The 15,039-nt window shown below is 66.5% G+C and carries 12 protein-coding genes; 5 read left to right on the top strand and 7 right to left on the bottom strand.

What is annotated here, in order from left to right:
• Positions 1-21 precede the first annotated feature (21 nt).
• Entirely contained in the window at positions 22-1,242 is a 1,221-nt protein-coding gene (locus Q4F19_RS09905; RefSeq protein ID WP_303542092.1) for a cell wall hydrolase, read from the bottom strand.
• The gene (locus tag Q4F19_RS09900) at positions 1,239-2,165 is read right to left on the bottom strand and encodes a histone deacetylase family protein (RefSeq protein WP_303542780.1); all 927 of its coding nucleotides are present in this window, start codon (positions 2,163-2,165) and stop codon (positions 1,239-1,241) included. Before Q4F19_RS09900 ends, Q4F19_RS09905 begins: the two co-directional genes overlap by 4 nt.
• Before the next feature lie 104 nt (positions 2,166-2,269).
• On the opposite strand from Q4F19_RS09900, the gene Q4F19_RS09895 reads away from it, so the two are divergent.
• The 4 genes from Q4F19_RS09895 to Q4F19_RS09880 all read left to right on the top strand — a co-directional run bounded on the left by Q4F19_RS09895 (position 2,270) and on the right by Q4F19_RS09880 (position 7,851).
• Positions 2,270-4,558 carry an MHYT domain-containing protein gene (locus Q4F19_RS09895; protein ID WP_303542090.1) on the top strand — a complete coding sequence of 763 codons (2,289 nt, stop codon included), beginning with the start codon at positions 2,270-2,272 and terminating at the stop codon, positions 4,556-4,558.
• A gap of 118 nt (positions 4,559-4,676) precedes the next feature.
• The gene (locus Q4F19_RS09890; RefSeq protein WP_303542088.1) at positions 4,677-6,611 is read left to right on the top strand and encodes a TadE/TadG family type IV pilus assembly protein; all 1,935 of its coding nucleotides are present in this window, start codon (positions 4,677-4,679) and stop codon (positions 6,609-6,611) included.
• Complete coding sequence (locus Q4F19_RS09885) at positions 6,611-7,195, top strand: TadE/TadG family type IV pilus assembly protein (RefSeq protein ID WP_303542086.1); 585 nt, start codon at positions 6,611-6,613, stop codon at positions 7,193-7,195. Before Q4F19_RS09890 ends, Q4F19_RS09885 begins: the two co-directional genes overlap by 1 nt.
• Positions 7,192-7,851, top strand: coding sequence for a TadE/TadG family type IV pilus assembly protein (locus Q4F19_RS09880; protein WP_303542084.1), 660 nt, complete (start codon positions 7,192-7,194; stop codon positions 7,849-7,851). The genes Q4F19_RS09885 and Q4F19_RS09880 overlap by 4 nt, the downstream gene beginning before the upstream one ends.
• A 15-nt stretch (positions 7,852-7,866) precedes the next feature.
• Here the strand turns inward: Q4F19_RS09880 and Q4F19_RS09875 are convergent, their stop codons facing one another.
• The 4 genes from Q4F19_RS09875 to nadB all read right to left on the bottom strand — a co-directional run bounded on the left by Q4F19_RS09875 (position 7,867) and on the right by nadB (position 12,594).
• Complete coding sequence (locus Q4F19_RS09875; protein ID WP_303542082.1) at positions 7,867-8,619, bottom strand: TadE/TadG family type IV pilus assembly protein; 753 nt, start codon at positions 8,617-8,619, stop codon at positions 7,867-7,869.
• Entirely contained in the window at positions 8,616-9,203 is a 588-nt protein-coding gene (locus Q4F19_RS09870; protein WP_303542080.1) for a TadE/TadG family type IV pilus assembly protein, read from the bottom strand. Before Q4F19_RS09870 ends, Q4F19_RS09875 begins: the two co-directional genes overlap by 4 nt.
• Entirely contained in the window at positions 9,200-10,621 is a 1,422-nt protein-coding gene (locus Q4F19_RS09865) for a pilus assembly protein (RefSeq protein WP_303542078.1), read from the bottom strand. The genes Q4F19_RS09870 and Q4F19_RS09865 overlap by 4 nt, the downstream gene beginning before the upstream one ends.
• 374 nt (positions 10,622-10,995) lie before the next feature.
• Positions 10,996-12,594: an L-aspartate oxidase gene (gene nadB / locus Q4F19_RS09860; RefSeq protein ID WP_303542077.1), complete on the bottom strand. Its 1,599-nt coding sequence runs from the start codon at positions 12,592-12,594 to the stop codon at positions 10,996-10,998.
• Positions 12,595-12,789: 195 nt separating this feature from the next.
• Between nadB and Q4F19_RS09855 the strand changes: the two genes are divergently transcribed.
• The gene (locus Q4F19_RS09855) at positions 12,790-13,971 is read left to right on the top strand and encodes an acyltransferase family protein (protein ID WP_303542076.1); all 1,182 of its coding nucleotides are present in this window, start codon (positions 12,790-12,792) and stop codon (positions 13,969-13,971) included.
• A 94-nt stretch (positions 13,972-14,065) separates the two neighbouring features.
• On the opposite strand, the gene Q4F19_RS09850 is transcribed toward Q4F19_RS09855, so the two are convergent.
• Positions 14,066-14,989: an ABC transporter ATP-binding protein gene (locus Q4F19_RS09850; protein WP_303542074.1), complete on the bottom strand. Its 924-nt coding sequence runs from the start codon at positions 14,987-14,989 to the stop codon at positions 14,066-14,068.
• Between the last annotated feature and the right edge of the window lie 50 nt (positions 14,990-15,039).

Here is a 15,039-nt window from a genome sequence, read left to right as displayed (position 1 = left end):
CGGCTTTGACGGCAGGGACGCTCAGTTGCCCGTGCCGGGGAGGCACTGGCTGGCGACGGGGCGCTGGAAGCGACGGCAATCCCAGAAGGGCTGGGCGCTGTCGACGATGCTGCTGCGGCGATACAGGAATGCCAGCGAGCGCAAGGCATCGGGCAGGATCGGAAAGGTGCGCGGCACCTGATCGGCGCTCGTCCAGCCCATGACGATACAGTTGGGCTTGCCGTTGCAGATCGTGAAACCGACGATCGCATAGCTGCCCGGATAGGCGCCTGGATCGAGCTGCAGGACGAACTGGCCGCCTTCCTCGTCCTTGAGCCGGACGAGGCTGCCCTTGAGCGCCGACTCGGGAACGCCCGCGATCGCGAGGGTCTGGAGCGGCGCTGTCGGAGGAAGCGGGCCGTCATCGTCCATCGGCGGCAGGCCGGCGATGCCGGGCTCGATCCCGGCGAAGGCGGCGACGCGGCGATCGACGATCTCGCCGCCCGGCGCGACTCCCGCGAAGCCGCTCGGCGAGCCCCAGCGGCCCGGCCAGCGATAGAAGATGTGCGGGGCGACCATCGCGATCTTCGAGAGGCTCGATCCCCAATAGGGGACGACATAATCGGCGTGGTAATGCGTCGCCGTGCCGACGGCCTTGACGACATAGCCGCCCAGCGCGCGCTCGGCGATGAAGCGCGCGCGGGCCCAGGCGGCGGGGGCGGGGGTGCGGGCGAGCGCGCCATCGCAGGTGAAGGTGAACTGGCAGCCGGTGCGCCGCTCGGAACCCTGGAAGACGACGCCGCACACCGACTTGGGAAAGGCGGGATGGCGCAGCCGGTTCAGCACGACCTGCGCGACCGCGGCTTCGCCCACCGCCTGATCGCCGGCCTCGAACAGGACGGCGGCGGCGAGGCAGGCGGTGGCGCGCGCCTTGTCGACGGGATCGCCGCCATAGCGAAAGGGCGCGGCGGGCACGACGCGGCCCGGCGCGAAGGGCACGGTCGCGTTGAAGGCGCGCGCCTGATCCGCGCTCATCTCGGCGAATTCGAGCGGCTCGACCGGCGGCGGTTCGGCCAGGCTGAGCGGTGCGCCGCGGCCGGGGAGGCGGTGCGGCACACCTGGCCGCTTGGCGCTAGATTGACCCGTGGGCGCGCTGGCGACGACGTAGATGCACAGACCCACGATCGTCACGAGCATCAGCGTGCCGAGCAGCACGAAGACGGCCGCGGCGGTCCTGCCCGATCGTTTCGTCACGGCGCTCACGACGCGCTGCGTACGTCGTCGGCGGGATCGCGCGCGGCGGCGGCGAGCGCGAGGATGGTCGCCGCGTGGCGCCTGCCGATTTCGTGCATGTCGTCGCCGTAGCCGCCGCCGAGCGTGCTGGCGAGCGGGATGCCGCGCCGCTTTACCTCGCCGATGACGAACCGGTCGCGCGCGAGCAGCCCCTCGTCGGACAGGCCGAGGCGGCCGAGCCGGTCGCTCCGATGCGGATCGACGCCGGCCTGATAGAGGATCAGATCGGGCCGGTAGCGGTCCAGCGCGGGGCCGAGCGTCCCGGCCAGCGCGGCGAGATAGCCGGCATCGTCGAGACCGTCGGGCAGAGCCACGTCGATCGTCGAGCGCGCCTTGCGGACGGGGAAGTTGCGATCGGCGTGGAGCGAGATCGTGACAATATCGTCGCGACGCTCGGTCAGCACCGCGGTGCCGTCGCCCTGGTGGACGTCGCAGTCGAGGATCAGGATGCGCGCGACATCGCCCTCGGCGATCAGGCGATTGGCGGCGATGGCGAGATCGTTGAACACGCAATAGCCCGCGCCCGTATCGGGCAAGGCATGGTGACTGCCGCCGGCGCCGTTGGCGGCGAAGCCGTGGCGCAGCGCCAATTGGGCCGCGAGCCAGGTGCCGCCGACGGTGAGCCGCGAGCGGCGCGCGATGGGGGGCGTGATCGCATAGCCGATCCGGCGCTCCTTGGCGGCCGGCACCGCGGCGGAGATCACCTCCTCGACATAATCGGGATCGTGGACGGCCGCGATCCACTCGATCGGCATCGGCTCGGGCGCGTGCACGGTCAGCGGCGCGCCGCTTTCGCGGATCGCCGCCAGGACGCACGTATATTTGTCCGGCGCGAGCGCGCCGTTCTGGAAGCGCGGCACGACATAATCCGGGTGGTGGCAGAGGTGGAGGATCGTGGGGCCTCGTGGGTAGCGGCGCGGGGTGAACCCGTCCGGCGGGCGATGGTTGCGCCGCCCCTTGTCTGGCCGGCCCGCAAACGGCAAGACAAGGCAGGCAGATGAACAGCGCACCGGACCTCTCTTTTGCCGGATCGCACGATCCGGTCCTCGTCGCGATCTCGCTGCTGATCGCGGTGGTCGCGTCGTTCACCGCGCTCGACCTCGCCGGGCGCGTCCGCGCGGGCGAGGGGCGGGCGCGGCGGCTGTGGCTCGCGGCAGCCGCGGTGGCGATGGGCGGCGGCATCTGGGCGATGCACTTCGTCGCGATGCTGGCCTTCGTCCTTCCCGGCATGGCGGTGGCCTATGATTTCGGGCTGACCGCGCTCTCGCTCGTCGTCGCGATCGTCGCGACGGGCGTCGCCTTCACCTCGATCTACCGTTCGGTCCGGCCGCGCGGCGCGCTGATTCTCGCCGGCCTGCTGATGGGCGGCGGCGTCGCGGCGATGCACTATATCGGCATGTCGGCGATGCGGATGGGCATGGCCGTCCGCTACGATCCGATGCTGGCCACGCTCTCAGTGCTGATCGCGATCGGCGCGGCGACCGCGGCCTTGTGGCTCTCCACGCACAATCGCATCTTCGTCGAGCGGATCGGCGCGGCCCTGCTGATGGGCGTGGCGATCGCTGGCATGCACTATACGGGGATGGCGGCGGCGACCTTCACGCGCGCCGCGTCGACGAAGATGGCGGACGCGACCGACGTCGGCCGGCCGCTGCTCGCGCTGTCGGTGGCGACCGCGACCTTCCTGATCCTGTTCCTGGCGCTGGTCGCGGCGATGTTCGATCGTCGCTTCGCCTTGCTCGCCGAGCGCGAGGCATCGGGGCTGCGCGAAAGCGAGGAGCGCTTTCGGACGCTCTATCACGGCACGCCGCTGCCGCTCCACTCGCTCGACCGACAGGGCAATATCGAGCGCGTCAGCGACATGTGGCTGCAGCTCCTGGGCTATCCGGCTGAGGAGGTGATCGGGCGGCCCTTCATCAACTTCATGACCGAAGCCTCGGCACGGCAGCGGCGCCAGCACGACTGGCCCGAACTGCTGGAGCGCGGCGCGATCAGCCCGCGCGAATATCGGATCGTCACCAAGGACGGCCGCTTCCTCGACATCGTCTGCACCGCGCGCGTCGAATATGGCGCCGACGGCAGCTTCCGCCACGTGCTGGGCGGCATCACCGACGTCACCGAGCGCAAGGTCGCCGAGGAGGCGCTGCGCCAGGCGCAGAAGATCGAGGCGATCGGCCAATTGACCGGCGGCGTCGCGCACGATTTCAACAATCTGCTCGCGGTGATCATCGGCAATCTGGAACTGCTGCGGAAGCGCGTTTCCGAGGACGAGCGCGCCGCGCGCTATGTGGCGAGCGCGCTGGAGGGCGCGCAGCGCGGCGCCGCGCTCACGCAGCGCCTGCTCGCCTTCGCGCGCCGTCAGGATCTGCGCCCCGAAGCGGTCGACGTGCCCGAGCTCGTGCGCGGCATGACCGACATGCTCCAGCGCTCGCTCGGGCCCATGATCCGCGTCGAGACGCATTTCCCGCTGCGCCTGCCGGCCGCGCGCGCCGATGCGCACCAGCTGGAAATGGCGATCCTCAACCTCGCCGTGAACGCGCGCGACGCGATGCCCGACGGCGGGCTGCTCGACATATCGGCGTCCGACGAGACGGTCGGCAGCGGCGAGGGTGGCCTCGTCGCCGGCCGCTATGTCCGGCTGACGCTGGGCGACAGCGGGCAGGGCATGGATGCCGAGACGCTCGCGCGCGCGGTCGATCCCTTCTTCACCACCAAGGGCGTCGGCAAGGGCACCGGGCTCGGCCTGTCGATGGTGCAGGGCCTCGCCGCGCAATCGGGCGGGCGGCTGCTGCTCAAGAGCAAGGTCGGGCAGGGCACGGTCGCCGCGCTCTATCTTCCCGTCGCCGACGATCCGGCCGCACGCGCGAACGTGCCCGCGCAGGAAGGCGAGATCGCCGCCATGCCGCCCTGCACCGTACTGGTCGTCGACGACGATCCGCTGGTGCTGACCAACACCGCCGCATTGCTGGAGGATCTCGGGCATCGCCCGATCACCGCCGGATCGGGCGCGGAGGCGCTGGATCGGCTGATCTACGATGCGGTGCCCGATCTGGTCGTCACCGATCAGCTGATGCCGGGGATGACCGGTCTCGAGCTGATCGCGCGCATCCGGGCCGATCGGCCGGGCCTGCCCGTGCTGCTGGTGAGCGGCTATGCCGATCTCGCGCCGGCGGACGCACCGGACGTCCATCTGCTGACCAAGCCCTTCACGCAGCGTTCGCTGGCACAGGCGGTGCGCGCGGCGCTGGGCGGGGGCGAGGTGATCCCGTTGCGCAGGCGGAGCTGACGCTGCCGCGCGCGTTCGCTCGGAACGGCCATTTTTTCACATTGTATTAGACCTTTGTCTATATCCCCCGCTGCCGGTCTGGAAGCGGGATTGGCGTGTGCGCGGATATGGCAAGCTCTTGACGGCGAAGCTCGCGCGGCTGTGGCGATCGCGCCGCGGCGCGACGATGCCGCTGATCGCCTTCGGCCTGATGCCGATGATGGCCGCGCTCGGCGGCTCGGTCGATATCGGGCGGATCTACATCACGCGCAGCCAGATGCAGGCCGGCGTCAACGCCGCCGCGCTCGCCGCCGCGAACGCGCAGGACAATGCGTCCGAAACCGATGAAAATGGCCGCTATCTGCAGGCGGTCCGCTATTTTCAGGACAATGTGCGCAACGGCTATATGGGGGTCACCACCCCCGAAGGCGTGACGCCTTATGGCGGGACGACGACGCTGCTGCGCCCGGCCTTTTCGCTGAGCAGCAGCGGCATCAGCCGCACCGACGTGACCGCGACGGGCAATATCCCGCTGACCTTCATGTCGATCTTCGGCATGCGCACCTACCGGATCACCGTCACCGCGCACGCCGAATTCCAGCCGCATCCGCTGGAGGTGATGGTCGTGCTCGACAACACCGGATCGATGAACGACCAGATTGACGGCGTCAGCAAGATGGCGTCGCTGAAGACAGCGATGCACAGCTTCCTCAATGTGCTCTACCAAGGCGCGGCAAGCCAGCCGGATTTGGCGATCGGGATCATCAACTATACGATCACAACCAACGTCGGCTCGATCCTGCAGGCCTATTCCATTCCGACTCAGAACATGGAGGGCTTCACCGATCGGACCTGGGCAGGCACCGCGCCGGACAGTCTTGGCTGGAAGGGCTGCGTGTCCGACGACGAAACCGTCAATACCATGAGCACGAGCATGACGGTGTCTGAGGCGGACGCTTACGATATCTGGCCGGCGCTGCCCGGCGAGAAGCCGAAGCCCAGCTCTCCGCGTGTCATGGCGCCAATAAAGCCCTATTTCTATCCTCCGATTTTCTATCCGAAATCGCAGGCCACGACCGGCGCGAACATCGTCGACCGTACCAACCCGGGAAGCGACTATTATGCGTCGACCACGACGTCGACAGCAGCCACGCCTGGTGGCGATTTCAATCTTTTCCGTCCGACGAGCGGAGTCTCGGCGACGACGCTCTACAACCTGCCGATCTACAAGAGATACATTTTCCGGATGTACAAGGCGCTGAACAATGGCTCGGCCAATATGGCGGACGATGTGATCGTCGGCGCCGACGGAACGAGCTATTACGACACGACCGCCGCCGGCGCCTATAACGACCTCACGAACACCGGCACCGATTTTTACGTTCGCGCTGATAAGATCCCGTTTTACTCGAACCCACCTTCAAGCACCGTGTATTGGCGCGATGTCGTCCACTACGATATCAACAAGGTTAATGTTAATCAGCCATCTCCGAACTATCAGTGCCCGGAACCGGGTCTGCCGATCACTTATGGCGTACCGAAGACTACATTCGACAATTACGTCGACACGAAGGTTTGGCCGGTCAAGCCTGCCAACGGAACGATGCACCATATCGGCTTCCTGTGGGGCTGGAGGCTGCTGACGCGCTATGATGTGTTCACACGCACCAAGCCGGCGGGCTCGGGCACGCCCCGTCGCGCGCTGGTGTTCATGACGGACGGCCTCAGCGCACTCACGATCGACAGCAATAACAAGGATCGTGTGTTCACCGCTTACGGCGCGCCGGCCGAACTTCAGATCGCGACGACCGCCAACGGTTTTCTCGACGCGGTAAAGCTGCGTTTCACCAAAGCCTGCTCGATCGCCAATGCGCTGAACCTGCCCGACAGCGGCAAGCCGCCGATGATCTTCACAGTCGCGATCAACAGGGGATCGGATATCGACAGCGATGCGGCGACGCGCCTGCAGAATTGCGGCACGTCGGGCTATTGGCTGACGACCTCGCCAGCGGCGCTCAACGCCGCGTTCCAGCAGATCGCGCGGACGCTGACCGACGTCCACCTCGTCCAGTGATGCGCGAGCCCCGCCAGATCGGCGCCGACGAGGGCGGCGCAACGATCGTCGAGTTCGCGCTGATCCTGCCGGTGCTGCTGCTGATCATCTGCGGCGCGATCGATCTCGGCTTTCTGTTCCTCGCGCAGACGACGCTGAACGGCGCGATCATGCAGGGCGCGCAGGTCGCCTCGACCAGCATGGAGCGCACCGAGGCGCAGCGCCAGACGACGCTGCGCAACGGCATCTACGCATCGATGGCGGCGTTCGCGCCGCAGCAGCCGGTGGTGGTCACCAAGGTGTTCCACACGTTCGGCACGACCTTTCCCGAGGACTATACCGACACCAACCATAATGGCGTGTACGACGCGCCGTCGGGGACGTTTCCCGGCGAGGCTTTCGTCGATCGCAACAACAATGGCCATTGGGATGCCGACGTGCCCGTCACGAGCGGATCCAGCACGATGGGCGATGTCGGCGATGTCGTCAGCTATTCGGCGGCATTGCCCGTCCGCCATCTGTTCGGCTTCCTGGGCTGGGGCACCTCCACCGTGAACCTGAAGGCCTATGCGGTCGTCCGCAACGAAGCGACCAAGACCGAATGATCGCGCTGCGCGCCTTTCCCGCCCGCCTCGCGCGGAACGAGCGCGGCCTCGCTCTGATGGAGTTCGCGCTCGGCCTGCCGCTGCTGCTCGGGCTCACGCTCGGCGCGCTGGAAATGTCGAACTTCATCATCGCCAGCAACACCGTGCAGCGGCTGGCGACGGCAGCGGCGGACATGCTCTCGCAGACCGGCGTCAACAATATCTCGACCAGTGAATCGCAGATCTACGACATGTTCTATGCGCTGGACGTCGCCGCCAAGCCGCTCGACCTGCGGCACCGCGGACGCGTGATCCTCACGGTGATCAAGGGCGTCGCGCAGAGCAACAACACGGTGCGCAACGAGTTTGCCGACGCGATCTACGCGCAGCAGTTCGACGGCGGCTATACCGGTGCGGTGCCGCTGCTCGGCTGCCACTCGACCGCGACGCTGCCGACCTATGCGCGCACGCTTCCGGCGAACGAGATCATGGTTCATGCGCAGGTGACGTATCAATATGCGCCGCTGCTCGCCGGATCGCAGGTGCTGAGCTATTTCTCGGTGCCCGCGACGATCACGCGCACGGCTGTGTTCCGGATGCGGAAAAACACGTTCAACATCACCAATGACGGCGTCCACCCGGTCAAGAGCAATTGCACGACCGCGACCGGCACCTGAGCGCCGTTTGCCGGGTCAGGCGGCGGGCACGGCGCTGTTGAACAGGCGGCAGTCCGAGCGCGCATTCCCGCTCAGGTTGCTCGCATTATAGACGGTGAAATCGGTGCGCTGGCGGATGTTGAACGCCTCGAACACGCGCAGCGTCGAGGCGCCATAGGCATAGAGAGGCACGAGCGGCTTGTAGGCGTAGAAGACCTCCACGACCATCACCGCCGTGCCGCCCGAGGACGAGATCTGCTGTGCGGCGGGGCCCATCCCGTCGATCGTCGAGGCGGTCTGCACCGCGCCGTGATCGGTGTTGGTCGTGCTGTCGAGATTGACGACGGCATTGCCGCTGGCGTCCTTCGGCAGGCCGTAGCTTGAGGTGCGCGAAAGCGCGCCGGCGCAGCGCTGCCAGCGGATCCACTGGCGATAGCCGTTGGGATTGGCGGCGGTGATCGCGCCCGTGCCGCCCGATCCGCTCGTGTTCGTGCGCTGTTCGAGATCGCTCAGGATGACGCGGCCGTTCGCGGCGAAATCGGTTCCGCCCATCAGCTTGGCGCCGATCATGATCTCGTTGATGTCGGTCTCGTCCAGCGCCTGGCGCACGCGGCCGGCATTGTCGGCGACTGCATAGGCGATCTGGTTCACCTTCAGCACGGCGAGCACATAATGGCACGCCTCCAGGCCGCCGAGCCCGAGCAGCAGCACGATCGGCAAAGCCAAGGCGGTCTCGACGAGCGTCGCGCCGCGTTCTGACGCGCGCAGGCGGGCGAGCATCGCGATCATGTGCAGATCGTCACGGGCTGCGCCTGCCCCGAATAAGGCTGGTTGCGCATCATCATCGTCGCGGTGACGGTTTCGGTGTTGCTCCAGCCGAGGAACCTGCGCAGCGGCATCAGCGCGGGATAGGTAACGGTCGCGACATAATAGACGATGTCGTCGCCCGTGCCGTTGCCCGTCTGTCCGCCGTCGCTGTCCCACGCGCCGTTGCCGTTGAGATCGAGGAAGCAGTCGCCCGCATTGTAGGTGCCGAGCGGCGCGGTGTCGGTCGTGATCGGCTCGGGCTTCCCGACGTCGGAGAAGTCGTCATAGCTTTTCGGGACGACGTTGACCGAGGCGCCGGGCAGGATGCGGTGGACGCGATCGGAGACGAAGGTCGTCACCGTCGAAGTGCTGACTCCGCCGATCGTCACGCGGCGCGCGGCCTGGTCCATCGTGCCCTGCAGCTGCGCCGCGATATAGCTGCGGAAGCCGAGATCGACGAGCGTCAGCAGCATGATGATGACGGGCACGCAGACGAGCCCGAACTCGACCGCGGCCAGCCCCGTGCGATCGCCCGCAAGCCGGCGGACGCGCAACCGGCCGATCACTGCGTCAGCCTCATCGCGCCGATGCTCTTGCCGATCTCGGTGAACTTGGTGGTCAGATCCGCCGAATTGGCCGAGGTCGATGCCTGGCCGGCATTGCTCGCGCATTTGGTCAGGTTCGCGTCGAGGCTGCTCGCGAAGGCGACCACCCAGATCGAGACGCTGCGATTCTTGATCGCGCTGCACATCAGGTTGAAGCGCTGCTGGTGGCGCGCATCCTGCGTCGAGGTGTCGCCGCCGGTGACGCGCTGGTCGTATTTCTCGACGCCATATGCGCTGTACAGCGTGGGGCCCGTGTCCAGCAGGCCGTCGGTCATGAAGATGATGAAGCGGTTGGTCGGCATGCTGTTGTAGCTGGCCGGGCTGTCGGCGAAAATGCCGCCCGCCGAGATCATCCGCGCGCCCCAGATCATGCCGATATCGTGATAGGTGCCGCCGTCGGGGGTCAACGAGTTGAGATAGGTGTTCAAATCGGAGCGGGTCCACGTCTGGAGCCGCTTCGCGGCTTGCGGGCACGCGACCTGTGTGTTCGCCTGCTCGGCGTCCGGATCATAAGGCGGCCAGCGCGAGGCGCTGTCGTTGGGGATCCTGTCTATATCGAGGTCATAGGCAGCTGCCGGTATGGCAGAGGTCGACGATGTGATGATCGACGTCGTCTGCCGTTCCTCGATGCAACCACCCCATTTGGTCGCGCCCCAGTTATAGTCGTGGCTGACGCTGACTGCACGGTAGCTCGTCGTTTTGCAGGTATTATTCGTGTTATAGGCGCTGCAATAACCCTGCTGATAGAAGGCGGGGTTGCGGATATAGTTGATATCCTGGCCGGCGATGAGAAATCCGACGTTCACCGTGCTGGAATAAGGCACGACCGAGAAGCGCATCCGCATCCCCGCCGCCGCCAACTGCGTCTGGATCGGCGCCAACTGATCGTAGAGCGCGAGGACGGCCGAGCGCAGGCCCTGGATCTTGGTCTGCGTGTCCGACGACGTCGCCTTGCTCGCCATCGATCCGGTCGTGTCGAGCACGAGCACGATATCGGTGTTCACGAAATTCTGCTCGGCGGTACAGGTCGCGGCGACCGTCATCGGCTGGAAGCCGAACAGGCTCATCACCGTCATCCGCAACGTCGTGCTCGCCGCGACCGTGACGACCTTGGTGTTGCTGCCGGTCACCGTCACGGTCGGCGTGAAGGCGAGCGTGCCGAACGCGCCCTGCTTGAAGTTGAAGTTGAAGAATTTGAGCGCCTCGGCCGTCGCGGTATCGCTCGTCTGCCCCTGGCTGAACGACCAGCGCCCCGCGAGCGACGCGGCATCGCACGCCTGCTGGATGCGCGAGCGCGCGACATAGACCCGGCCGATATCGATTCCCGAGCCGACCAACGCGAGCAACGGCAGCAGGAACGCCCCCGTCAGGATCAGCACGTTTCCGCGGTTTTCGGCAAGAAGAGCGCGGGCCATCGCCAAGCCGACCCGCACTACGGATTTGATACGCACAAGCCACCTGTGATGTCAGGCGGCCGCGGTTAACCTGCGGTCGTTAAGGCGCTGTCACCGATCGGACGAAGCGAGTGGAGGAATCGACGAACTCCCTACGACTTCGGTCTAGTTCGGACGCCGGCAACCCTTGACTGCGCTCATCAACGAATTTGTTCTAAAGCACGTCGCCGAACATCTTGTAGAGCATTAGCAGCCAAGCCGCGAGCGCGAGCACGCCGAGCAGCCAGCTGCTCTGCCGGCGGAGGAAATCGAGAAGGCGCTCCACGGCAGCTCCAGTCCTGGGTCGGTCGGCTCGGCGCTCAAGGAACGAGGATCGTGTCCTTCGCCTCGGGCAGCATGTCCGGATAATCGAGCGTATAATGGAGCCCGCGGCTCTCGTGGCGGTGGAGCGCGGAGCGGACGATCAGGTCCGCCACGTCGACGAGATTGCGCAGCTCGATCAGGTCGGCGGTGACGCGGTAATTGCCGTAATAATCGGCGACTTCGTGGCGCAGCATGTCGACCCTGTGCTTGGCGCGCTCCAGCCGCTTGGTCGTGCGGACGATGCCGACATAATCCCACATGAAGCGGCGGATCTCGCGCCAATTGTGCTGGACGACGACATCCTCGTCCGCCTCGGACACGCGGCTTTCGTCCCATGGCCGGATCGCGGGCGGGGCGGGGAGTTGCTCCCAGCGCGCGAGGATGTCGCGCGCCGCCGCCTCGCCGAAGACCAGGCATTCCAGCAGCGAATTGGAGGCGAGCCGGTTCGCGCCGTGGAGGCCCGATTGGGTGCATTCGCCCGCGGCATAGAGTCCGGGCAGATCGGTGCGGCCGTCGAGATCGACGACGATGCCGCCGCACGTATAATGCTGCGCGGGGACGACCGGGATCGGCTCCTTGGTCATGTCGATGCCGAGCGTGATCAGGCGCGCATCGATGTTCGGGAAATGCTCGCGGATGAACGCGCTGGGCATATGGCTGATATCGAGATGGACGAAATCGAGCCCGAGCCGCTTGATCTCGTGATCGATCGCGCGCGCGACGACATCGCGTGGGGCGAGTTCGGCGCGGGAATCGAAATCGGGCATGAAGCGGTGGCCGCCATTGGGCACGCCCATCGGCAGCTTCAGCTGGCCGCCTTCGCCGCGCACGGCTTCCGTGATCAGGAAATTCTTGACGTCGAGATTCCACAGGCAGGTCGGGTGGAATTGCATGAATTCCATGTTCGAGACGCGGCAGCCCGCGCGCCACGCCATCGCGATGCCGTCGCCGGTCGCGCCGCGCGGAGCGGTCGAATAGAGATAGGCGCGGCCGGCCCCGCCCGTCGCCAGCACCGTCGCGCGCGCGGTGAACAGCTCGACGCGGTCGGTCTCGCGGTTGAGCGCATAGACGCCCCACACATGCCCCTCGGCCGAATATTTCTCGCCGTGGCGGCCGGTGACCAGATCGAGCGCGGCATGATTGGCGATGAGCGTGATGTTCGGATGCGCGATGGCCGCGGTCTCCAGCGCGCGCTGGACGGCGGCGCCGGTCGCGTCGTCGACATGGACGATGCGGCGATGGCTGTGCCCGCCCTCGCGGGTCAGATGGAGCGAGCCGTGATCGGCGGTGAAGGGGACGCCAAGCGCCGCGAGCCGCTCGATCGCGATCGGCGCATTCTCTACGACGAACTCCACCGTCTTGCGATCGTTGAGACCCGCGCCCGCGACCATCGTATCTTCGATATGGCTTTCGAACGTGTCGCCGGCTTCCAGCACCGCGGCGATGCCGCCCTGCGCCCAGGCGGTCGAGCCTTCGGAGAGCCCGCCCTTGGCGAGAACGCCGACGCGCAGCGTATCGGCGAGGTTCAAGGCGGCGGTCAGCCCGGCCGCGCCGGAGCCGACGACGAGCACGTCGAAATCCCTGATAGCGCCCACTCTTTAACCTTCTGCCGCTCCGCGAAGCGAGAGGGGCTAGGCGGGCGCGGCGCGCGAGGCAAGCCAATCGCGAAAGCATGAGGGACCTAAGCCGTCGTCGCGCGTTCCTTTCGACAGAGCGCCTTCGCGGCGCGAGTTCACCGGGCGTTCAAGGCCGGAGCCCGCGATGACGGGATCGAACGGAGCGAGTGACAGATGGGCGCAGAGCCGGCGAGCCAGAGACAGCATTATTGGGACGTGACGCGCGCGTTCCTGATGCTGCTCGGCCTGCCTTATCATGTGGCGATGCTCTATCATCCGGGCGGCTGGATCGTCGCGGTCGATCGGGAATCGCCTCTGCTCGGCGCGATCGCCGCCTTCATCCACCTGTTCCGGATGCCCGCCTTCTTCGTCGTGGCGGGCTATTTCGCGGCGTTGCTGCTCGCGCGGCGCGAGGCCGGAACCTGGGTGCGCTCGCGCTTCTTCCGGCTGGGTGTGCCGCTGATCACCAGCCTGATCGTGTTGGTCCCGGTGCTCAACATGCTGGGCGAATTGTCCGGCCGCGCGCCGCATGCCGCCTTCGCCGAATGGAAATACCAGACCGCGACCTCGGGCGGCTATTGGGTCCGCCATCTGTGGTTCCTGATCGTCTTGCTCTACCTGAGCGCGCTCTCGGCGGGTGCGGTCGCTTTGTTTCCTTCGCTGGCGGGGTGGCAGCTAGCAGACCGCCGCGACGGCGCGCTCGCGCGCTGGCTGCCGCTGGCGATGCTCGGGATCGCCGCCGTAATCGGCCTGGTCGAGGCCGGCGGGATCGAGCTTTTCTATCGTGCCGGGCTCAACACCAATCTCGTCCAGCAGATACTGCGCCTCGACGATCTGATCATGGCCGCGCCCTTCTTCCTTTTCGGCGCCTTCCTCCAGCGCAGCCCGCGCCTGCTCGACGCGTTCGGCAAGCCTTCGCTGCCGATGCTGGCGGGCGCGATCGTCTCGGTCGTGGCCGGCATCCTCTATGCGGAGCAGGCCTGGCCGCCGCTCGGCCGCTTCATCGGCGGGGTCGCGGCCGTGGCGATGACGCAGGTGGTCGTCTCGGGCGCGCGCGCCTTGTTCGATCGGCCGAGCCGCGCCGTACAGCGTCTCGTGGCGGGATCGTTCGTGATCTACCTATTCCATTTGCCGATCCTGATCGGGCTCTACGATCTGGCGAAGCGCGCGGATCTGGCGCCGGCGATCGGCTTTCCCGTGATCCTGCTGCTGACCTTCGGCCTGTCGTGGGCGGTGTGGCGGGTGGTCGAGCGTTCGCCTGCGCTGAACCTGCTGTTCAACGGGATCGCACCATCGGGGGCTCAGCCCACTCAGACGGGCAAGGCGGCGAAGCGCCCAGTCCCTTTGTCATCCTGAACTTGTTCTTGGATCCATCGCCCGGATTTCGTCGCCGGGCGTGACGATCGGCCGGTATTTGGATGCTGAAACAAGTTCAGCATGACGGGACGTTCTAGACAGCAGGTTCGCGCGTCAGATTGAGGAAGATGTCTTCCAGATCGGCCTCGTGCGTCGAGACGTCGACGATGCCGAGGCCCGCATCCTGCAGGGCCGCGAGCACCTCGCCCGCATTCACCTTGTCCTTGGAATAGGTGATCTTGAGCGAGCGTTCGCCGACGATCTGCGTGCGTTCGAAACAGGGCGCCTGGGGCAGGGTGGTCAGGTCGCGATCGACCGTGACCGTGACCGCTTTTTCCTGCGCGAGCTGGAGCAACTGGCGGGTCGGCTGGTTGGTGACGACGCGGCCATGGTTGATGATCGCGATGCGATCGCACAGCTCCTCGGCCTCCTCCAGATAGTGCGTGGTCAGGATCACGGTCGTGCCGCGCTCGTTCAGTTCGCGCACATAGGCCCACAGCTGCTGGCGAAGCTCGACATCGACGCCCGCGGTCGGCTCGTCGAGCACCAGCACGGGCGGATTGTGGACGAGCGCCTTGGCGACGAGCAGACGCCGCTTCATGCCCCCCGAGAGCGTCCGAGCATAGGCATTGGCCTTGTCCTCGAGATGGACCGCGCGCAGCAGCTCCATCGTCCGGCGCTGGCCCTTGGCCACGCCATAGAGGCCGGCATAGATTTCGAGCATCTCGAAGGGCGTGAAGAAGGGATCGAACACCACCTCCTGCGGCACGATCCCGATCGAGGCCTTGGCGTTGCGCGGATGCGCGTCGATGTCGAAGCCCCAGATCGCGGCGTGACCCGCGCTCTTGGTCACGAGCCCGGCGAGGATGTTGATCAGCGTCGATTTGCCCGCGCCGTTCGGCCCGAGCAATCCGAAGATGCTCCCGCGCGGCACATCCAGCGAGACGTCGGTCAGCGCCTGCTTGCCGCCCTTGTAGGTCTTGCTCAGGCCCTGGATCGAAATTGCCGCGTCGGTCATGTGCGGGCCATAGAAGCCGATCGGGGCGCGGGCAATTGCCCTTGGCCGGG

Source organism: Sphingomonas natans (genome assembly GCF_030546695.1).
Taxonomy (GTDB): domain Bacteria; phylum Pseudomonadota; class Alphaproteobacteria; order Sphingomonadales; family Sphingomonadaceae; genus Sphingomonas_I; species Sphingomonas_I natans.
This window is presented reverse-complemented; position numbering and strand designations above follow the sequence as displayed.

Coding starts and splice junctions, on each gene's coding strand:
- Q4F19_RS09850 (WP_303542074.1), bottom strand. CDS start 14,989: ATGACCGACGCGGCAATTTCGATCCAGGGCCTGAGCAAGACCTACAAG.
- Q4F19_RS09895 (WP_303542090.1), top strand. CDS start 2,270: ATGAACAGCGCACCGGACCTCTCTTTTGCCGGATCGCACGATCCGGTC.
- Q4F19_RS09855 (WP_303542076.1), top strand. CDS start 12,790: ATGGGCGCAGAGCCGGCGAGCCAGAGACAGCATTATTGGGACGTGACG.
- Q4F19_RS09885 (WP_303542086.1), top strand. CDS start 6,611: ATGCGCGAGCCCCGCCAGATCGGCGCCGACGAGGGCGGCGCAACGATC.
- Q4F19_RS09880 (WP_303542084.1), top strand. CDS start 7,192: ATGATCGCGCTGCGCGCCTTTCCCGCCCGCCTCGCGCGGAACGAGCGC.
- Q4F19_RS09875 (WP_303542082.1), bottom strand. CDS start 8,619: ATGATCGCGATGCTCGCCCGCCTGCGCGCGTCAGAACGCGGCGCGACG.